Annotated in this window: 17 protein-coding genes and 2 pseudogenes; 6 read left to right on the top strand and 13 right to left on the bottom strand. The window is 70.8% G+C overall.

Features of this window, described 5'->3' with window-relative positions; translation table 11 throughout:
- Position 1: 1 nt before the first annotated feature.
- Positions 2–631, top strand: a pseudogene (locus tag O3Q52_RS09380) (PAS domain S-box protein); the annotation flags it as partial.
- Here O3Q52_RS09380 and O3Q52_RS09375 read toward each other — a convergent pair.
- Positions 592–1,533, bottom strand: coding sequence for a DUF3626 domain-containing protein (locus tag O3Q52_RS09375; RefSeq protein ID WP_269648361.1), 942 nt, complete (start codon positions 1,531–1,533; stop codon positions 592–594). The pseudogene O3Q52_RS09380 and the gene O3Q52_RS09375 overlap by 40 nt on opposite strands.
- 97 nt (positions 1,534–1,630) lie before the next feature.
- Between O3Q52_RS09375 and O3Q52_RS09370 the strand changes: the two genes are divergently transcribed.
- From O3Q52_RS09370 to O3Q52_RS09360, 3 genes are all read left to right on the top strand, one after another.
- Positions 1,631–2,125 carry an FBP domain-containing protein gene (locus tag O3Q52_RS09370; RefSeq protein ID WP_269648359.1) on the top strand — a complete coding sequence of 165 codons (495 nt, stop codon included), beginning with the start codon at positions 1,631–1,633 and terminating at the stop codon, positions 2,123–2,125.
- A gap of 152 nt (positions 2,126–2,277) precedes the next feature.
- The gene (locus O3Q52_RS09365; RefSeq protein WP_269648358.1) at positions 2,278–3,525 is read left to right on the top strand and encodes an aromatic acid exporter family protein; all 1,248 of its coding nucleotides are present in this window, start codon (positions 2,278–2,280) and stop codon (positions 3,523–3,525) included.
- A 99-nt stretch (positions 3,526–3,624) separates the two neighbouring features.
- Complete coding sequence (locus O3Q52_RS09360) at positions 3,625–4,701, top strand: hypothetical protein (protein WP_269648357.1); 1,077 nt, start codon at positions 3,625–3,627, stop codon at positions 4,699–4,701.
- A gap of 33 nt (positions 4,702–4,734) precedes the next feature.
- Here O3Q52_RS09360 and O3Q52_RS09355 read toward each other — a convergent pair whose 3' ends face one another.
- Both O3Q52_RS09355 and O3Q52_RS09350 read right to left on the bottom strand, forming a co-directional pair.
- A complete protein-coding gene (locus tag O3Q52_RS09355) occupies positions 4,735–5,472 on the bottom strand; it encodes a DUF2470 domain-containing protein (RefSeq protein ID WP_269648356.1) in 738 nt (245 codons plus the stop codon).
- A gap of 96 nt (positions 5,473–5,568) precedes the next feature.
- Positions 5,569–6,177, bottom strand: coding sequence for a TetR/AcrR family transcriptional regulator (locus O3Q52_RS09350; RefSeq protein WP_269648355.1), 609 nt, complete (start codon positions 6,175–6,177; stop codon positions 5,569–5,571).
- Positions 6,178–6,285: 108 nt separating this feature from the next.
- Here O3Q52_RS09350 and O3Q52_RS09345 point away from each other — a divergent pair, with 108 nt between their 5' ends.
- Positions 6,286–7,809, top strand: coding sequence for a cytochrome P450 (locus tag O3Q52_RS09345; RefSeq protein ID WP_269648354.1), 1,524 nt, complete (start codon positions 6,286–6,288; stop codon positions 7,807–7,809).
- Here the strand turns inward: O3Q52_RS09345 and O3Q52_RS09340 are convergent.
- Positions 7,777–8,616, bottom strand: a complete 840-nt coding sequence (locus tag O3Q52_RS09340) for a pentapeptide repeat-containing protein (RefSeq protein ID WP_269648353.1) — start codon at positions 8,614–8,616, stop codon at positions 7,777–7,779. The two genes, O3Q52_RS09345 and O3Q52_RS09340, sit on opposite strands and share 33 nt — an antisense overlap.
- 198 nt (positions 8,617–8,814) lie before the next feature.
- Here O3Q52_RS09340 and O3Q52_RS09335 point away from each other — a divergent pair, with 198 nt between their 5' ends.
- Positions 8,815–9,012 carry a DUF5999 family protein gene (locus O3Q52_RS09335; RefSeq protein WP_269648352.1) on the top strand — a complete coding sequence of 66 codons (198 nt, stop codon included), beginning with the start codon at positions 8,815–8,817 and terminating at the stop codon, positions 9,010–9,012.
- Between the two features lie 13 nt (positions 9,013–9,025).
- Here O3Q52_RS09335 and O3Q52_RS09330 read toward each other — a convergent pair.
- From O3Q52_RS09330 to O3Q52_RS09290, 9 genes and pseudogenes are all read right to left on the bottom strand, one after another.
- Positions 9,026–9,962 (bottom strand): annotated as a pseudogene (locus tag O3Q52_RS09330) (sigma-70 family RNA polymerase sigma factor).
- 25 nt (positions 9,963–9,987) lie between these two features.
- The gene (locus tag O3Q52_RS09325; RefSeq protein ID WP_269648351.1) at positions 9,988–10,722 is read right to left on the bottom strand and encodes a PIG-L deacetylase family protein; all 735 of its coding nucleotides are present in this window, start codon (positions 10,720–10,722) and stop codon (positions 9,988–9,990) included.
- Between the two features lie 109 nt (positions 10,723–10,831).
- Positions 10,832–12,133 carry an alpha/beta fold hydrolase gene (locus tag O3Q52_RS09320; RefSeq protein WP_269648350.1) on the bottom strand — a complete coding sequence of 434 codons (1,302 nt, stop codon included), beginning with the start codon at positions 12,131–12,133 and terminating at the stop codon, positions 10,832–10,834.
- A gap of 138 nt (positions 12,134–12,271) precedes the next feature.
- A complete protein-coding gene (locus O3Q52_RS09315; RefSeq protein WP_269648349.1) occupies positions 12,272–13,297 on the bottom strand; it encodes a LacI family DNA-binding transcriptional regulator in 1,026 nt (341 codons plus the stop codon).
- 78 nt (positions 13,298–13,375) lie between these two features.
- Complete coding sequence (locus tag O3Q52_RS09310; protein ID WP_269648348.1) at positions 13,376–14,797, bottom strand: BNR repeat-containing protein; 1,422 nt, start codon at positions 14,795–14,797, stop codon at positions 13,376–13,378.
- A gap of 79 nt (positions 14,798–14,876) precedes the next feature.
- On the bottom strand, positions 14,877–15,197 hold the full coding sequence (locus O3Q52_RS09305) for an L-rhamnose mutarotase (RefSeq protein WP_269648347.1): 321 nt from the start codon (positions 15,195–15,197) through the stop codon (positions 14,877–14,879).
- Positions 15,198–15,227: 30 nt separating this feature from the next.
- A complete protein-coding gene (gene rhaS / locus O3Q52_RS09300) occupies positions 15,228–16,313 on the bottom strand; it encodes a rhamnose ABC transporter substrate-binding protein (protein WP_269648346.1) in 1,086 nt (361 codons plus the stop codon).
- A 95-nt stretch (positions 16,314–16,408) separates the two neighbouring features.
- Positions 16,409–17,416 (bottom strand): ABC transporter permease, encoded by a 1,008-nt coding sequence (locus tag O3Q52_RS09295; RefSeq protein ID WP_269648345.1) that lies wholly within the window; start codon positions 17,414–17,416, stop codon positions 16,409–16,411.
- Positions 17,409–18,449 carry an ABC transporter permease gene (locus O3Q52_RS09290; protein WP_269648344.1) on the bottom strand — a complete coding sequence of 347 codons (1,041 nt, stop codon included), beginning with the start codon at positions 18,447–18,449 and terminating at the stop codon, positions 17,409–17,411. Before O3Q52_RS09290 ends, O3Q52_RS09295 begins: the two co-directional genes overlap by 8 nt.
- Positions 18,450–18,535: the final 86 nt, after the last annotated feature.

The following is an 18,535-nucleotide window of genomic DNA, read 5'->3' as shown; positions in this document are numbered from 1 at the left end:
CATGCCCGACGTACCTCCCGAGTCCGCGGTGGTCTGGCGCAACCGGGCCATGACCCTCTTCGACCGCATCCCCATGCCCATCGCGGTGTGCGACGTCTACGGGACGATCGTCCTGGCCAACCCGGCGATGGCGGCGGAACGGGGTGCGACTCCGGGCGGCCTCCGCGGCCGGGACGTACTGGATCTGTTCCAGCCCCAGCAGGCGACACAGGTGGAGCGCATCGCCGAGGCGCTGCGTCTGCGCCACCGGTCGCGCTACCAGATCTCGGTCCGCTGGCGGACTTCCGGCGGCACCGAGCGGTACGGGGAGCTGACCGCCGACCCGGTCAGCGACACCGTCGACGCGACCACCAATCTGCTCGTCCTGCTACGGGTGCTCGGCGAACACGAACCGCAGACGCCGACGCCGGCTCCCGCCGAGCCGCCGGCCACCGCGGCCGAGGCCCACATCCTGGCCCTGCTCGCCGGCGGTGCGACCACCGCGCACGCCGCCCGCGAGACCGGCCTCACCGTGGACGGCGTCAACTACCACCTGCGCCGCCTGACCCGCCGCTGGAACGCGGCCAACCGCACGGAACTCGTCGCCCGCGCCTACGCCCTGGGCGTGCTCACCCCCGGCACCTGGCCGCCGTCCGCCACTCCACCCGACCAGCGAGCCGCCCGGCCCGCCGACTCGCTCGTCGAGCCGGTTCGTCCGGCGGGCGCCCCGAACCTGGCCAGGCAGTGCCACACCTTCTTCAGGTCCTGCGGGTCGTGACGCCCGGTGCGGGAGGCGTCGCCGATGATCCGAGGGTCCAGGTGCCCGTCCTCGGCGATCCGCGCCCCCAGCTCGACGTACCGCGGACCGCGGAAGTCCGGGTGGCGGCGCAACTCCTCGACGGAGAGCCGGTACCCGGGGTGCCATTCGACCGGGCAGGGCAGCCGCCGGGCCGCGGCCTCGACAGGGGTGCCGCGGTAGCAGTCGTCCAGGACCAGCGCCTCCGTGTCACGGTCCAGGGCGACCCGTCCGTGCACCTGCGCCTCGATGTAGTCGTCGAGGGCGTCCCGGTCGTCCGCCTCGGCCAGGCCGATGAGGGACATCCCGTCGGCGACCCCGAACGCCGTCGGATCGACGGAGCTGTCCGGATAGCAGAACGTGGCGCGCCACAGCGCGCCCGAGACCAGCCGGAAGTGGGCGGAACCGAATCTCGGTGCGGCGCCGACCACTTGGTGCCGGAAGTTCAGCGCGCCGTACACCGGCCGCTCGTGCGGGGCCGCCGCGTCGTACGCCCCGCCGAACATCCGGCTCTCCCAGCGCCATCGGTCGCCGCCCGGACGCGCCGTCAGCCCGCCGTTGCCGGTGCCCGTGACGAACTGCGAGTGGTACGTGCCGTCCTCGGCCAGCGCCTCCAGGATCGGGCGCCCGCGCACCAGGCGGTCCGGGTGCAGATTCAGGGTCAGCCGGAGCGCCGGGTCGAGGGCGGGCCCGGACGACAGCCCCGCGACATGGCGCAGGGCCCGCGCCCGCGGTGAGTCGGTGGCCCCGAAATTCACTGGATCTCCCTCGACTCGGCTACTTACCCTAGGCCAGAACCTAGTCTCCCTAGGTTTGGACATCGCCGGTCACGATTCGCCAGGAGAACCCTTCACGATGAGACCACTCACCGAGCAGGACATCCGCAACTCATTTGTCAACTGCTCCAAGGGCGAGGCCGAACGGCTGTCGATACCGCGCGATCTGGCCGAACGGCCGTGGGACGATCTGGACTTCCTGGGCTGGCGGGATCCCGGAGCACCCGACCGCAGTTACCTGGTGACCGAGCGGGCCGGCCGGCTCGCCGGTGTGACCCTGCGTTTCCCCTCCCGGCAACGGGGCTTCCTGCACCGCAGCATGTGCTCGGTCTGCCTGACGACCCACCCGGGCAACAGCGTCTCCCTGATGACGGCACGCAAGGCGGGCGCGGCCGGCCGCGAGGGCAACTCGGTCGGCATCTACATGTGCGCCGACCTCGCGTGTTCCCTGTACGTACGCGGCAAGAAGCAGCTCGACTCCGGGTCCCGCATCGAGGAGAGCCTCACCCTGGAGCAGCAGATCGCCCGCGCGACCGGCCATCTGTCGGCCTTCCTGGACCGGCTGTACGCCTGACGGACCGCGCCGCCTGGCCGTAACGGCCGTGGTCAACGCGTTCCCGGCCGTGTCAGACTGGCCGTTCGGCCTGTGCCTCCTTGCCGTCGTCTCGGGTGAGCTGCGCCGTCTGGACGAGTTCGGTGCGGCTGTGGAACGGGAAGTGCCCAAGGATGCGAGATGTACGTGAGGCGTGGGCCGCGGGCAGTGCCCGGGTCGCGAAGTGGCGCCAGGAGCCGGTGATCGTCCAGACGGTCCGCTCGGCGGCGGCCGCGACGATCGCGTACGTGGTGGCGCTGCGGTTCAGTCCGGAGGCAGCCCCTCTCACCGCACCCCTGACGGCGCTCCTCGTCGTCCAGGTGACGCTCTACGCCACCCTCACGACCGGCATACGGCGGGTCAACTCCGTGGTGGCGGGCGTCCTCGTCGCCATCGTCTTCAGCGCGCTCGTGGGGCTGACCTGGTGGAGTCTGGGGCTGCTCATCCTCGCCTCGCTGGCCGTCGGGCATCTGGTGCGGGTCAGCGAGTTCGTGCCCGAGGTGGCGATCAGCGCCATGCTCGTCCTCGGCGTCACCCGGGTCGGCGACACGGCCTGGGCGCGGATCCTGGAGACGCTGATCGGCGCTCTGGTGGGATTCGGCTGCAATCTGCTGTTCGCTCCCCCGGTGTGGGTCGGCGCGGCGGGCGAGTCCATCGAGGATCTGGCGCGCCGGATGCGGCAGTTGCTGCTGCGCGTCGGCGAGGAGGCCGCCGGCCGCACTCCGGTGGCGGTCGCGGCGGCGCGGCTCCACGAGGCACGGGAGCTCGACCACGACATCGTCGAGGTGGACGCGGCCCTCAAACAGGCCGAGGACAGCCTGCGGCTCAATCCGCGTGTACGGGAGGGACTGCTGCACCGGGTCGTGCTGCGCACCGGCCTCGACACCCTGGAGATCTGCACGGTGGTGCTGCGGGTCCTCGCGCGCACCCTCACGGACCTCGCCAAGGAGCGGGCGCCCGAGCCGTTGTTCGAGGCGGAGATCGGGGCGACCCTGGAGCAGTTGCTCGCCGAGGTCGGTGACGCCGTGGTCAGTTTCGCCGTCCTCGTCACCACCGATGTCAGTCACAGCGCGGAGTCGGCGGAGTCCCGGCTCGCCTCCGAGCTCGTCGCCGCGACCGCCACCCGCGACAAGCTGGGCCAGCTCCTGCTGGAGGAGGTCCAGCGGGACGCCCGGCAGTGGCAGTTGCACGGCGCCGTCCTCACCGAGGTCACCCGGATACTCGACGAACTCGACATGGAGCACCGCTCGCGCCGGCTCCTGGAGGAGCTGGACCGCTGTACGCAGGAACAGCGCGAGCGCATGCCCCGCCTGGACCGCCTCCGCCGACGGCTGCGCGCCGCACGGCGGAACCGTACCGCCCCCTCACGTCGTACTACGTGACGTGCCGGTCGCCATGTGCGTACGTCCCTCACGACGAGGGACGTACGCACACGGCGATCGCGGAACGACATGTCCACATGACGACAAAGGGAGTTACGGATGGCCGACGGCACGGTGCGGATCGACGGGAACTCACTGCGACTGGCGGGCGGTGTGCAGGTCCGGTTCATCCGTACCCTGCGCCTGCCCGAGACGGGCACGCATCCCCTGCCCCCGAGGCTCGGCGAGTTCCCGCTGCGGCGCGTGGAGGACTACCCGGAGACGGTGCCCGCGGAGTGGCTGGCGCGGGGCGGGGTGATGCTGCCGGTGTATCTGCGCGAGGCGATGTGGCTGAGCTTCGGCGGTACGTCGGAACCGGCCGCTCTCCAGGTGGGCGTCGGCAAGGTGTGCGCGGTCTCCGGCAAGCCGTGGAGCCCCCGGCCCGCGCGGAATCCGCAGAACTACGTGGTCCTGCCCCGTCAGCCGTGGCTCGACGGCATCAACTCCGGGAAGGGCACGGTCCGTCAGTTCGTGGCGGTCCCGCTCGGTCTCGGTGCCACGATCGAGGGCCAGGTCACCGGCGAGGAGGTGTGGGGCGGCGTACAGCTGCAGTCGTTCCCGCTGAACGACACCGCACTGCGCGCCTGGCGTGAGGAGCAGCGCCGGCTGGCGGAGGCGGCTGAGCAGCGCCGCAGGAGCGCCGAGGCGGCCGGCTACGGCGCGGCGATGCCCATGGCGCCCGGTTCCGCGCCCCAGTGGGGCGCTCCCGCTCCGGCTCCGGCTCCGGCGTCGGCGGGCAGTGCGCCCCGCGCCGCGGCGGCGATGGGTCTCGGCGTCGGCGGTTCGATGCGCCAGGAGGTCTACAAGGACGACCGTCCGCTGTCGGACTGGGCGACCACGGCGGCCGGCCGTGTCTTCGTCCACCTCGTGACGCCGCCCGAGTGGCGCCGCATCACGGGTGAGGCGCCCCCGCCGTCGCCCGTCGACCGCGCGGCCTACACCAGGGCCGGACTGCCCTGGTTCGACTACTACGACCAGGACGCCGCGGACCTCGATCCCACGGACGCGCTCGGCGAGGTCAAGCCGGTCGGCGACTGGCTCGGCGACGACCACACGCCGTGGCAACCGCCGTCGCCCCAGCAGGTCAAGCCGCTGGGAGACGCACCGGGCAAGCCCGTCGTGGACGGCGAGTGGTGAATGCGGCTCCGGCCCGCGGCCGGAGTGTTCACCTCACCCGTCGCCCTCCGTGCGCTGCCGCTGCAGCGCACGCGGGCAGCTCGCGCTGCTCGCCTGTGTGAGCAGGACGTGCATGCGCTCGGTGAGCTGCCCGACGTTGTCGGCGGGCCGGTGGAAGGGCAGTCGTACGTCGCCGTGGCCGCGTGCCCGCTCGATGCGCAGCGTCAGTCCGTGCCGGTCGACGGCGAGCGGCTGTACGCGCACGGCGCCGTGCAGGCTGTCCGGTTCGACGAGGCGGGTCAGCCGCTCGACCGCGTCCGGGTGGGCGTCGGCGAGGTGCGTCAGCAACTGCGCCTCCGCGAGGGCCAGCGGGTCGGGTTCGGCGATGACGAACTCGTCGAGGTCCACGACGACCGCCCCGCCGGGCTCGCGGAGCACGGCGCGCGTGGTGTGGAACGCCAAGTGTCCTTCCTCCGGCGCGAACCAGCCGGCCATCCAGAGCCTGGCGCGGATGCGGTTCCGTACGGGGACGGGCGCCACATCGGCGAACTCGAGGACGGCGGACGGCTCTCCGCGCGGCGCGCAGATCGCGGTCGCGGTCGCGGTCGCGGCGAGCGTACTGTCGTCCGGCAGGTGCAGCAGCACCCGGCCGTCCTCGGCGACGGTGTGCACGCCGATGAACTCCTCCCGACCGCCCTCCGCGGTCACCGCGCAGGACCATGCCGCGGCGAGCACCGAGCGGGCACGCTGTGCCGTGGCCGGCGCGGCCGTCCAGCTGTGACGGTCACCCATCCCAATCCTCCCTTAGGTAAGCCTTGCCTAACCTATCGAAGATCGGGGTGTACGCCAACCACGCGGCACCGTCGTCACACCTTGGTGACGGGGAATTCACGGAGTGATGGCACCCAACAGCGCCCGTGCGCACAGGTCGCGCACCTGATCCCGGGACAGACCGGGCTCCTTGAGCCACTCCAGACAGGCCGCCGCCATGAAGGCCAGCCAGCCCCGCACGGCGATCCGCAGCGTCGGCAGGTCCTCCTCGGTCCAGGCGGTCTCCGGGTCCGCCGCGAGCGCCTCCAGGATCTGCCGCTGCTGCGCGGCGAGCGTCTCGCGGTACACCCTGCGCACGGCCTGGTCCCCCGCCGCCTCGGCGCGATGGAAGGCGCGGAAGCCGTGGGCGTGTGCCTGGACGTACTCCAGGAAGGTGTCGAGTCCGGCGTCGATCTGTTCGCGCACCGGCACGCCGGGCACGGCGGCGGTGACCCGCAGCATCCGCCTGCTCTCGCGCTCCACCACGGCCGCGAAGAAGTCCCGCTTGGTCGGGAAGTAGTGGTACAGCAAACCTCGTGAGACGCCCGCGAGTTCGGCGACCTGCTCGATCCACACGTCCTCGTACGGGCTCTCCGAGAACAGCCGCGCCCCGACCGAGAGCAACTGCTCACGGCGCTCCTCGGTACTGAGCCGACGGCGTGTGCGCTCCCCCTCGTTGGCGGCCATGTCCGCACCTTACTTGACGTCGGTTCAACAGCGGGATCACACTGACAGTCGCTGTTGAATCCGCGTACAACAAGCCCAACCGGCAGTCGGCACAAGGGAGATGGCGTGATGGCGGGGACGACGAGGAGCACGCTGCCGAAGGGGTTCCGCAGTGCCGAGCTGGGCTGGCCCGAGCTGCGCCGCATCCCGCGTCCGCCGCACCGCGTGCCGTTGGTCGGTGACGTCGTCGGCGTCAACCTCCGCACCCCGTTGCAGGATTCGCTGCGCGTCGGGCGACAGCTCGGTCCGATCTTCCGGCGCAAGGGGTTCGGCAAGGAGATCGTCTTCGTGTGGGGTGCGAAGCTCTCGGGCGAGATGGCGGACGAGTCGCGGTTCGCCAAGCACGTGGGGCTGGGGGTCGCCAACCTGCGGCCGGTCGCCGGGGACGGCCTGTTCACGGCGTACAACCACGAGCCCAACTGGCAGTTGGCGCACGACGTGCTGTCGCCCGGCTTCAGCCGCGACGCGATGGAGAGCTACCACGCGATGATGCTGGAGGTGACGGGCCGGCTGACGGACCGCTGGGACGATGAGCGGGCGGCGGGCCGGGCCGTCGACGTGCCCGGCGACATGACCAAGCTGACGCTGGAGACGATCGCCCGCACCGGCTTCGGCCACGACTTCGGTTCGTTCGAGCGCACCCGGCCGCACCCCTTCGTCACGGCCATGGTGGGCGCCCTGATGTACGCGCAGCGGCTCAACGTCGTGCCCGTGCCGCTGGCCCCGGTGCTGATGCGCTCCGCCACCCGCCGCAACGACGCCGACGTGGCGTACCTCAACCGCACGGTCGACGACGTGGTCGAGGCCCGTATCAACGGGCCTGCCGGGGAAGGCGACCTGCTGGACCGGATGCTGGACACGGCCCATCCGGAGACGGGCGAGCGCCTCACGCCGGAGAACATCCGCCGCCAGGTCATCACCTTCCTGATCGCGGGCCACGAGACGACGTCCGGCGCGCTCTCCTTCGCCCTGCACTACCTCGCGCAGCACCCCGACATCGCCGCCCGCGCCCGCGCGGAGGTCGACCGCGTCTGGGGCGACACACCCGAACCGGCCTACGAGCAGGTCGCCAGGCTCCGGTACGTACGGCGTGTGCTCGACGAGTCGCTGCGCCTGTGGCCGACGGCGCCCGCGTACGCCCGTGAGGCCAAGGAGGACACGGTCCTCGGCGGTGTCCATCCGATGCGCCGGGGCGCGTGGGCCCTGGTCCTGATCCCGCTGCTGCACCGCGACCCCCAGGTGTGGGGCGCGGACGCGGAGGGCTTCGATCCCGACCGGTTCGAGCCGGGTGCCGTACGGGCCCGGCCCGCGCACACGTTCAAGCCGTTCGGGACCGGTGCGCGGGCGTGCATCGGGCGGCAGTTCGCGCTGCACGAGGCGACGCTGGTGCTGGGGCTGCTGCTGCGCCGCTACGAGCTGCGGCCGGACCCGGCGTACCGGCTGCGGGTGGCCGAGCGGCTCACGCTGATGCCGGAGGGGCTGACGCTGCACCTCGACCGCCGCTCCCCCGCGGCTCCCGCGCAGCCGGAGGTCCCGGCGGTGTCGGACACGTCCTCGGCCTCACGGTGTCCAGTGACCGGGGCGGGTGACTGACGCCGGGAGTCTGGTGCCGGGGCCGCCCTTCGCGGCGTTGACCTGCGGCTGGGTGAGGAAGAGCGCCTCGGTCAGGTCGGCGTCCGTGAGATCGGTGTCGCGCAGGTCGGCACCGATCAGGTCCGCGCTCCGCAGATCGGCGCCCGTCAGGTCGGCGGCGATGAGGTAGGCGCCACGGAGGTCGGCGCCCCTCAGATCGGCGCCCTTGAGGCGGGCGCCCATGAGGTCGGCGCCCCGGCGCTCCTTCTTCCTGCCCCGGCCGAGGCCGGCACGCGCCAGCTCACTGGCGCGCAGCAACAGGACGTTGACGTCCTGGCGGACCGGCGACACGTCCAGCCCGGCGAGCTCTTCCGGGGCCCGGCGGGTGAGCGCCTCGGCCCTGTCGAGCTCGCGGCGCAGTTCGGGGTGGATCGGGCGGGCCGCGGGCAGCTCCAACGCCTCGGTGAGATACCGGAGAAGCTCGTGGAGCTGTCGCACGACCGGGAACACGTCGAACATGAGCCGGGCCCGCTCCCCCGAGCCCGAGCGCCAGTCCGCGCCTTCGAAGGTGACCTGCGAGACCTTCTGGCCCGCGCCGAAGCAGTCGTAGACCGTGCAGCCGTTGAAGCCACGCTGCCGCAACTCCGTGTGGATGCCGCAGCGGTTGTCCGTCCGGAGGTTCCGGCAGGGGCTTCCGGCGGCCTTGTCGATCGCGAAGTCCGCCGAGGCGGAGAAGGGCAGCGCCACACAGCACAGCCCGAAGCACTGGGCGCAGTCCGCCTTCAGTTCGGTGGGGGCGGGTGCTGCGGTGCCGGTTTCGTCTTGCATGTCCCCCACCCTACGCAGCGCGCCCCTCCACCGATCACCGGCGTCCGGGAGACCGTTCGGCCTCCCGGACATCCAACTCCCTTGCGGGCAACGAACTCACCGATGAGTTTTGGGCGCCGGAGGCGTCTCTAATACAGCTGAAAACAAACTCCGCTATCACGGAGGAAAGAGCCCCTTCACAGACCCCGGAGAGACGTCATGTGCACCCACTGGCCCTCGTGCCCCACCGCCGACAGCCCCGACCACCACGACGCGGTCGTCGTGTCCGCCCATCCGGAACAGGGCTGGAACCTGCTGTGCAACGGCACCATCGTCTTCGACGACACCGGCGAACTCCTGCCGGACGGACGCATCGTGGGCCCGCTGCGCACGATGCGCGAGCCGGTCGCCGCCTGAGCCCGAAAGGGCCTCACGCCAGTACTCCTCCGAACTCCAGGCTCGCGAGCCGCTCCGGGTCCGACAGGATGTCCGTGGCGACGATCCTCCCGTCCACGATCGTGAGCGCGGTGACCGACATCGGCTGCCCGTCGGGCGCCGTCACGACCCCCACCGCGCCGTTGATGAGCGCGGGCCTGGCGTACTCGGCGAACTGCCGGAACAGCAGTGCCTGTTCGGCCACCGCCTTGGCACCGCGGACCAGCTTCGACACCGCCGCTCCGCCGACCAGGGCGCCCGAGTCGGCACGCAGCACGACGTCCGGGTGGAGCACCGCGACTGGGGGTCCCCCCCCAGCTCCTTCAGAGCCTGGGGGAGCCTCGAAGTCGCCGCCGCGCGAGGCGGCGAGGAACGCGTCGAGCACCGTCCGCTGCCTCGACAGGTCGGGATCGGGCACCGGGGCCGCCCCCTGCACCCGCCGCCGGCCGCGGCTGGCGAGCTGACGCGTGGCGGCCGGACTGCGGTCCACGATCGGCGCGATGTCGTCGAACGGCACCGCGAACATGTCGTGCAGGACGAAACGCGAGGCGCTCGGCGGGGTCGAGGGTCTCCAGGACGATGAGCAGGGCGATCCCGACGGAGTCCGCCCGCACCACCTCTTCCTCGGGGTCGAGCCGGTCGATCCGATCGATCCGATCGATCCGGTCGATCACCGGGTCCGGGACGTGGGTGTCGAGGGACTCCTCGCGCCGTGAGGTCCGCGAGCGCAGCATGTCCAGGCAGATCCGGCCGACCACCGTCGTCAGCCAGGCCGCCAGACTGTTCACCTGCGAGGTGTCCGAGCGGCTCAGCCTGAGCCACGTCTCCTGGACGGCGTCGTCGGCCTCGCTGAGCGAGCCGAGCATCCTGTAGGCCACGGACCGGAGCCGGCCGCGATGGGTCTCGAAGGCCAGGGCCAGATCTTCGCTCATGGCCGACTCTGTCTGTCGCCCTCACTCATCGGCTGAAGAGTTCGAAGGCGACCGCGGGTTTCCCGCCGAAGCGTTCACCGGTGGTCTGCGCATAGCCGGTGAGGAACGACCGTACGTACGTCTCGGGGTCCTCGTCCGTCAACACCTCGATGTAGGTGCGGTGTTCGAGCAGGGAGAGCACCGCGCGCTCCATGCCGGGGGTCGCGTCCACGGCGTGTGTGGGGGCGTTGGAGCCCGCCACGGCGACCCAGCGCACTCCGTTCCAGGGTTCCAGGCCCAGCTCCGGGAAGATCCAGCGGTTGCCGGCGTCCCCGGCCGCGTCCAGGGTCGCCCGGCCGACGGCGACATGGTCGGGCGTGTTCCAGGCGACCCCGCCCCAGGTGTCGCGGTGGTTGAGGGTGATGACCAACTCGGGGCGGTGCCTGCGGATCGCGGCCGCGATGTCCCGCCTCAGGGCGGTGCCGTATTCGACGACGCCGTCCCTGTGGTCGAGGAACTCCACCGCGGTGACGCCCACGACGGCCGCGCCGGCCCGCTGCTCCTGCTCGCGCAGCGGGCCGCACTTGGACGGTTCCAGGGTGTCGATGCCGGCCTCGCCGCGCGTCGCGAGGACGTAGGCGACCTCGCGGCCGCCGTCCGTCCACGCCGCGATCGCCGCGGAGCAGCCGTATTCCAGGTCGTCGGGGTGGGCGACGACGGCAAGCGCGCGCTTCCAGTCCTCGGGCATGGGCTTGAGCTGGTTGTTCGTCGGCTCGGTCATAGTCGTAGGTTATGCGTTTAAGTGACCATGCCGTTGGAAGTCTGCGGGCCGCATGTGGCTGATCGCGCAGTTCCCCGCGCCCCTGAAAACACTTGCCCGCGCCCCCTCCTCAGGCCTCGTCTCGCACCAGACCGATCAGGCGGTCCAGTACACGTGGGCCGCCCGCCCGTACCCCGTCGTGTTCGAACTCGTTCGTCACGTACGTGCGCAGGCCGCGGATCGTGCGGGCCGTGCTCAGGGCGTGGTCGGTGTCGACGTACATGTCGTCGTGGTAGACGGCCGCGGCGACGGGGACCTCGTTGGCGACGAGGCGGTCGGGGTCGTACAGCGGCGCCCAGTCGGTGCGTTCGGCGAGGAGGTCGGCCGCTTCGCGGAGCGGGCGCAGGGCCGGGTCGCAGTCGAAGGTCCAGGGGTGGACGGACTCGCCGGTGAAGAGGACCGGACCGTCGCCCGCGAGGGTCTTGGCGGCGTCGAACTGCGGGAAGTCGGCGCGGACCCGCTCGGCGGACCAGGCGGTGGGGCGGTCGCCCTGGGCGTAGCAGGCCTCGTGTACCAGCGCGTACAGCGGGTGGCCGGCGTACGAGAGGAGGGACTGGACGTCCTCCTGGAAGGCGTCGGAGAGGGCCGGGCCCTGGGCGGTGCGGACGAAGGCGTTCTCCAGGAGGTAGTGCAGGCGGTGGCTGCCCTCGCTGCCGCCGAGGAGGATGCCGAGGGACTGGAAGGCCTCGACGGTGAGGCGGTAGCCGCCGTTCAGGACGGGCTCGTGCCGCAGGAGGTGCTCGGCGATGCGCCGGGCCCGCTCGACGTCCTGGGGGTAACGCGCGTAGTGGGCGGCGACCTTGCGCTCGATGCGCGGGTAGGCGGCCCGGTAGACGTCGTCGGCGTGGCCGTCGAGGCTGGGCAGGCCGCCGGTGATCAGCGCGGTGCTGAGGCCCTCGGGCGCGGTGGAGAGGTAGTGGACCGCGCAGAAGCCGCCGAAGCTCTGGCCGAGGACGGCCCAGGGGGCGCCGCCGGTGACCGTCGGGCGGATCGCTTCGCAGTCGCGGACGATGGAGTCGGCGCGGAACAGCGCGAGGTAGTCGGCCTGTTCGCGGGGGCCGCCGCGCAGCGGGAGGGTCTGCCGGTTGGCGGGCGTGGAGCTGCCGGTGCCGCGCTGGTCGAGCAGCAGGACGCGGTAGTCCTCCAGGGCGCGGCCGAGCCAGGCCTGCTTACCGACGAAACGATTCGCCCCGAAGCCCGGGCCACCCTGGAGATACACCAGCCAGGGCAGGTCCTGGTCCGCCTTGTCGCTGCCGACCACTTCACGGGCGTACAGCTCGATCGTCTCCCCGGAGGGGTTGTCGTGATCGAGGGGCACGGTGAAGCGGCGGTCACTGAGGACGACACCGGGCTGACGGTAGCTGGCGCTCAAAAGGGGCTCCCGAGACGGACGGATTCCTGACCGCGAACCAGTTCAGCACAAGTTCTCCGGCGAGCCGAGCCCGGGGATCAAGAAATCCGTACTGACCGGCCGATCAGGCCGGGAACCGCCTACGTACTGAACGACCGCTCAGCGCGGCGGAAGGCTGGAGCGCCGCACCACCAGCTCCGGCTGGAGCACCACGCGCTGGTGCTCGTGCGGGGTGGGTGCGGTCTCGGCCTCGGTCTCCTCCAGGAGGAGCGAGGCGGCGAGCGCGCCCATCGTCACGGCGGGCTGGCGTACGGAGGTCAGCGGGGCGGCCGCGGCGGCCGCGAACTCGATGTCGTCGTAGCCGACGATCGCGAGGTCGTCCGGGACGCTCACCCCGGCCGCGAACATGGCCTGCAGGACGCCGAGGGCGAGCAGGTCGTTGGCGCAGAACACCGCGGTCGGGCGGTCGCCGAGGCCGAGGAGGCGGGCGCCTGCGTCCCGGCCCGCGGCCACGTCGAGCCGCTCGGTGGGCAGCTCGCGCAGGCACTCCGGGCCGAGCCCCGCCTCGCCGAGCGCGTACAGGGCGCCCGTCCGGCGGTCCCTGACCTGGTTCAGCCCGGGCGGCCCGCTCACGTACGCGATGGAGCGGTGGCCCGCGTCGATCAGGTGCCGTACGGCCAGGGCGCCGCCCGCCACGTCGTCGACCGACACCGAGCACTCCGTGGTGCCCTCGGCGACGCGGTCGACGAGCACGAAGGGGATGCCGTGACGGCGGAACGCCTCGATGTTGCGCCCGGTCGCGTCGGCGGGGGTCAACAGGACGCCCCGCACCCGCTGCTCGGCGAAGAGCGACAGGTAGTCGGCCTCCTCGCCGGGGCTCTGCGCGCTGTTGCAGACCATCACGCCGAGCCCGGCCTCGCGGGCGGCCCGCTCGGCGCCGCGTGCCACGTCCACGAAGAAGGGGTTGCCCATGTCGAGCACGAGCAGGCCCATGATCCGGCTGCGTCCGGCACGCAGCTGCCGGGCCGACTCGCTGCGGACGTAGCCGAGCCGGTCGATGGCGGAGAGCACGCGCGCGCGGGTCTCGGAGGCGACCGTGTCCGGGCGGTTGATGACGTTCGAGACCGTGCCGACGGAGACTCCGGCGACTCGTGCGACGTCCTTGATACCCACCGACTGGGCCATCAGGCGGTTACCTCCGGGGAACGGGGAGTGGTGGGCACGCAGTCACATTACCCGCGTGCCCACGTGGAACGGACTCCGTCATGCGGGCAGCTTGAAGTCCACGACATGGAGCGCCGAGGGCGTCGTACCGCTGGACTTCACCTGGTAGAGGATCGACAGCACGCCGTCCTGGGCGATCCGGGTCTCGTCGACCACGACCTCACCGAAGGCGTTGAGGCCGCTGCCGTCGAACAGCGTCGTCCAGTCCGTGTGCCCGGAGGCGGCCGACGCGGCGACGATCCGTCCGAAGGGCAGGATCGCGTACGCGTTGTCGTACTTGTCCAGGACCAGTTTGGTGCGCTGGCTGGAGTTCAGAGGGACCGGGATCTCGGTCTTGCGCCAGGTGCCGGTGGACGTCTTGCGGACGTGGAAGGCGCGGCCGTTGGCCGTCCGGTCGGCGACGTAGTTGGTGGTGCACTGGCCGAAGCGGCCCGGTACGTAACTGATGATCGCGTGCGGGCGGCCCGCCGAGTCGGTGAACTGGCTCTCCTGGTTCATCAGGGAGTGGTCCGGGTTGATCGCGTCGATCACCAGTCCGCTGTCGGTGACGGCGACCTTGTCGGAGCCGCCGGTGGTGCCGACCACCGTGCCCGCGTTGTTGCGCCAGGTGCGGCCGCGGTCGTCCGAGTAGACATAGCCGGTGTCGTGGTTGGTGATGCCGCCTCCGTTGCACATCACGGCGCCGTTCTGCTCGCGCCAGGTGAAGAAGGAGTGCAGCCGGCCGTTCTTGTCGTAGTCGATGCCGTGCAGGTACATGTTCCGGACGGTGCTGGCCCCGTGCTCGCTGGTGTAGGTGCCGGTGGAGCTGGTCCACTCGCCGAGGCCGGTCCAGGACGTGCCGTCGTACTCGGCGAGGGCGTTGCGGCCGTTGCCGGAGACCGCGACCCGGTAGCTCAGCTGGAGCTTTCCGTCGGGCGTGGAGATGAACTGCGGGTACGTGAACTGCGAGGTGAGCGCGAGCCCGTCGAGGGTGGACTGCGGCGCTCCGAAGCGGCTCGCGGTCCAGCTCAGCCCGGCGGGGTTGTCCATGAGCCCGGCCACCGACTTCACATAGGTGAAGCCGTCGCTGTGGGAGTCCATGTTGAGGTGGAGGCGGCCGTCGACCTTGGAGACGCCCATCGAGATGACGTTGTGGGAGTCGTTGTACCGCAGGGTGTGGCCGACCTTGACGGTGGACCAGGTGCTCCCGCCGAGGACACGGCGGCCGACGACGGCGTTGCGGTCGGCGGTGTACCAGACGGCGTACTGGTAGCCCTTGTAGGTCAGCAGGCCGTTCTTCTGGAACGAGTTGTTGTTGACGAGGCCGTCGTAGGAGACGAAGAAGATGGCCTGGCCGTCGAGCGTGGTGTTGCCGGTCTGGGTGACCGAGGGACCGGGGTCGGCGGCCCGGGCGGTGCCGGCGATGCCGGGGGCCGCCACGCTGCCGAGCAGGGCGGTCGCCAGCAGGGTGCGTCTCTTCATGTTCGGGGCTCCTGGGCGTGCGGGGACGAGGAGAACGAGCGAGGGGAAGAGCGGGGCGAGCGGGGAAGGGCACCGCGGGTCAGGCGAGGTGGAACACCTCGGTGAGGGGTTTCATGGCCTCGTCGGGCCTGGCGCCGTCCAGCGATTCGAAGAACGGCGCCATCTCGGCCTGCCAACGGGCGTTGACCTCGGCGGCCCCCATTCCTGCCTGCGCGGCCGCGAAGTCCTCGGTCTCCAAGTAGCCGACCAGCAGGCCATCCTCGCGAAGGAAGAGCGAGTAGTTGTGCCAGCCGGTGGCCGAGAGTGCTTCGAGCATCTCGGGCCACACGGCGGCATGTCTCTCGCGGTACTCGTCGAGCCGGTCCTCGCGGACCTTGAGCAGGAAACAGACGCGCTGCATGAAGGGCAACTCCCGGGTGGTGAGGGGGGATCAGAAGTCGTACTGGTCGATGTTCTTCTTGTCGAAGACGGTCGGCTTGCCGAGGTCGATCACGCCGTCCTTGCCGATGGTGAAGCTGCCCATGTCACCGGCCTTGAAGGTCTCGCCCTCCTTGCCCGTGATCTGACCGGACGACAGCGCGACGGCGGTACGCGCGGCCAGTTCGCCGAGCTTCGCCGGGTCCCACAGCTCGAAGGCCTCGACGGTGCCGTTCTTCACGTACTTGCGCATGTCGTTCGGAGTACCGAGGCCGGTGAGCTTGACCTTGCCCTTGTACTTCGAGCCCGACAGGTACTGGGCGGCCGCCTTGATGCCGACGGTGGTCGGGGAGATGATCCCGGCCAGCTTCGGGTTCTCCTGGAGCAGGCCCTGGGTCTGCTGGAAGGACTGCTGGGCGTCGTCGTTGCCGTACGCGACCTTGACCAGCTTCATGTCCTTGTACTTGGGGTCCTTGAGCTCGTCCTTCATGAAGTCGATCCAGGTGTTCTGGTTCGTCGCGGTCTGCGCGGCGGACAGGATCGCGATCTCGCCCTTGTAGCCGATCTGCTCGGCGAGGAGCTGGACCTCGGTACGGCCGAGGGCCTCGGCGCTGGCCTGCGAGACGAAGGCGTTGCGGCAGTCGGCCTTGGTGTCGGAGTCGTACGTGACGACCTTGACGCCGTTCTTCATGGCCTGCTTGAGCGCGGTGCACAGGGCGCCCGGGTCCTGCGCGGAGACGGCCATCGCGTCGACCTGCTGCTGGGTGAGGGTGTTGACGTAGCTCACCTGCCCCGAGGTGTCCGTGGCGCTGCTGGTGCCGACCTCCTTGTACTTCGACCCCAGCTCGGTGAGGGCCTTCTCGCCGCCCTTGTCGGCGGAGGTGAAGTACGGGTTGTTGACCGCCTTGGGCAGGAAGCCGACGGTCAGCCCCTTCTTGGTGGCCGCGTTCGGGTCGGCCTTGCCGGCGGTGGCGTTCGAACCGCCCTCGTCCTTGACGTCGTCCTTGGAGGTACCGCCACCGCAGGCGGTGAGAGCCAGCGCCAGGGAGGTGGTGGCAGCGAGAACCGCACAGGCTCGGCGGAGGGATGACTTGCGCATGGCTGGATCCTTTACTGGGATGAGTACGGTGCGCCCCATCAGGGGCGCGGGGAACTGCGCGACCAGCCACAGACGGCCCGCAGATTTCAAACGGCCTAACCAGCGGAGCTCTGCGCTCTGCGCCCCGCCCGCGCGATGGAGATCTGCCGCGCAACGCGCGGGCCGAGCACGGACAGAACCAACAGGACACCGGTGACGACGATCTGCGACTGCGCGGAGACGTCCTGCAGACTCATCACGTTCTGCAGCGCCCCGAGCAGAAACACCCCGGCGATCGCGCCGCCGAGCGTGCCCTTGCCGCCGTCGAAGTCGATACCGCCGAGCAGGACGGCCGCCACGACGGAGAGTTCGAGACCGGTGGCGTTGTCGTAGCGGGCGCTGGCGTAGTGCAGCGCCCAGAAGATGCCGGTCAGTGAGGCCATGAGACCGGTCAGGGTGAACAGGATCAGCTTCTGCCGCTTGACGCGGATGCCTGCGAACCGCGCGGCCTCCTCATTGGCCCCGATCGCGAACAGCGAGCGTCCGAACGGCGTCGCGTGCAGCGCGACCACCGCGATCGCGAGCAGCACGAGGAAGGGCAGGAAGGCGTACGGGATGAAGGTGTCGCCGATGCGTCCGGACGCGAAGTCCAGGTACTGGGTGGGGAAGTCGGTCACCGCGTCCGAGCCGAGGACGATCTGCGCGATGCCCCGATAGGCGGCGAGCGTACCGATGGTGACGGCGAGGGACGGCAGTCCGAGCCGTGTCACCAGCAGACCGTTGATCAGCCCGCACACCACGCCGAGGAGCAGACAGATCGGGATGATCGTCTCGATCGTCATCCCCTCGTTCCAGAGGGCGCCCATCACCGCGCCGGACAGCCCGGCCGTGGAGGCGACCGAGAGGTCGATCTCGCCGGAGACCACGAGCAGGGTCATCGGCAGGGCGATCAGCGCGATGGGCAGTGTGTTGCCCAGCAGGAACGACAGGTTGAGGGCGTTGCCGAAGCCGTCCACGGTTCCGAAGGACAGCAGCAGGACGACGATGAGGAGGGCGCCGACGGCAGAATCCCACCTTTTCAAGGCGGACCAGCGGACGGCGCGCGCGAGAGCGGAGTCAGCCATGGCGGGCGTTCCTCTTCTTCAGGGCGGTCGCCACGCGCAGGGCGACGATCCGGTCGACCGCGATGGCGAGGATGAGCAGGATGCCGTTGATGGCGAGCACCCAGACCGAGCTGACGCCGAGGGCGGGCAGCACGCTGTTGATGGAGGTCAGGAGAAGCGCGCCGAGGGCCGCCCCGTAGACGCTGCCGGAGCCACCGGTGAAGACGACGCCACCGACCACGACCGCGCTGACGACGGTGAGTTCGTAGCCGTTGCCGGTGCCGGAGTCGACGTTGCCGAACCGGGCGAGGTACAGCGCGCCCGCGAGCCCCGCGAGGGCACCGCAGAAGGTGTAGGCGGCGAGGATCCGCTTGCGTACGGGGATGCCGGCGAGGCGGGCGGCCTCCGGGTTGGAGCCGAGCGCGTACAGCTCGCGGCCGCTGCCGAAGTGCTTGAGGTAGTACGCCGTCGCGATCAGCACCGCCAGCGCGATCATCGCCAGCCACGGCACGGCGGAGAGACCGCCGGAGCCGAAGTCGATGAATCCGTCGGGCAGGCCCGCCGCGGTGATCTGCCGGGAGCCGACCCAGATGGAGTCGATACCGCGGATGATGTAGAGCGTGCCGAGGGTGACGACCAGCGCGGGCACCTGGCCGAGGCTGACGAGCAGTCCGTTGACCAGTCCGCAGCCGATGCCGAGCAGGACCGCGAGGGCCACGGCGACGACGGAGCTGCCGCCTCCCTGGAGGTAGGTGCCCGCGGCGAACGCGCTGATGCCGAGCGTCGAGCCGACCGACAGGTCGACGTTGCGGGTGATGACGACCAGCGACTGGCCGGTGGCGACCAGTACGAGGATGGTCGCGTTCAGCAGGAGGTCCTTGATGCCCTGCTCGGACAGGAAGTCGCTGTTGCCGATCTGGGTGATGACGATCATCACCAGGAAGACGACCAGGATGGCGAGTTCGCGCATCTTGAAGACGCGGTCCACCAGCCGGGTGCCGCTGGACTTGGGCACCTCGGCGGCGGGGGCGGGATTGGGAGCGGTGACCGTCACGCCATCCTCCTTTTGTTCTCCCCCAGACTCCGTCCGGGGGCACCCCCGTCTCCGCCCGCGCGGCGCAGAGGTGCGGCCATCGTGTT

The sequence above is a fragment of the Streptomyces sp. ActVer genome (assembly GCF_027270795.1).
In the GTDB taxonomy this organism is placed as follows: domain Bacteria; phylum Actinomycetota; class Actinomycetes; order Streptomycetales; family Streptomycetaceae; genus Streptomyces; species Streptomyces umbrinus_A.
This window is presented reverse-complemented; position numbering and strand designations above follow the sequence as displayed.

What these genes read in the sequence shown, in the direction of transcription:
- O3Q52_RS09350 (WP_269648355.1), bottom strand. Translation starts at nt 6,177, where the DNA reads ATGGCCGCCAACGAGGGGGAGCGCACACGCCGTCGGCTCAGTACCGAG.
- O3Q52_RS09305 (WP_269648347.1), bottom strand. Translation starts at nt 15,197, where the DNA reads ATGCAGCGCGTCTGTTTCCTGCTCAAGGTCCGCGAGGACCGGCTCGAC.
- O3Q52_RS09355 (WP_269648356.1), bottom strand. Translation starts at nt 5,472, where the DNA reads ATGGGTGACCGTCACAGCTGGACGGCCGCGCCGGCCACGGCACAGCGT.
- O3Q52_RS09340 (WP_269648353.1), bottom strand. Translation starts at nt 8,616, where the DNA reads ATGCAAGACGAAACCGGCACCGCAGCACCCGCCCCCACCGAACTGAAG.
- O3Q52_RS09360 (WP_269648357.1), top strand. Translation starts at nt 3,625, where the DNA reads ATGGCCGACGGCACGGTGCGGATCGACGGGAACTCACTGCGACTGGCG.
- O3Q52_RS09295 (WP_269648345.1), bottom strand. Translation starts at nt 17,416, where the DNA reads ATGGCTGACTCCGCTCTCGCGCGCGCCGTCCGCTGGTCCGCCTTGAAA.
- O3Q52_RS09365 (WP_269648358.1), top strand. Translation starts at nt 2,278, where the DNA reads ATGCGAGATGTACGTGAGGCGTGGGCCGCGGGCAGTGCCCGGGTCGCG.
- O3Q52_RS09315 (WP_269648349.1), bottom strand. Translation starts at nt 13,297, where the DNA reads ATGGCCCAGTCGGTGGGTATCAAGGACGTCGCACGAGTCGCCGGAGTC.
- O3Q52_RS09370 (WP_269648359.1), top strand. Translation starts at nt 1,631, where the DNA reads ATGAGACCACTCACCGAGCAGGACATCCGCAACTCATTTGTCAACTGC.
- O3Q52_RS09335 (WP_269648352.1), top strand. Translation starts at nt 8,815, where the DNA reads ATGTGCACCCACTGGCCCTCGTGCCCCACCGCCGACAGCCCCGACCAC.
- O3Q52_RS09310 (WP_269648348.1), bottom strand. Translation starts at nt 14,797, where the DNA reads ATGAAGAGACGCACCCTGCTGGCGACCGCCCTGCTCGGCAGCGTGGCG.
- O3Q52_RS09345 (WP_269648354.1), top strand. Translation starts at nt 6,286, where the DNA reads ATGGCGGGGACGACGAGGAGCACGCTGCCGAAGGGGTTCCGCAGTGCC.
- O3Q52_RS09325 (WP_269648351.1), bottom strand. Translation starts at nt 10,722, where the DNA reads ATGACCGAGCCGACGAACAACCAGCTCAAGCCCATGCCCGAGGACTGG.
- rhaS (WP_269648346.1), bottom strand. Translation starts at nt 16,313, where the DNA reads ATGCGCAAGTCATCCCTCCGCCGAGCCTGTGCGGTTCTCGCTGCCACC.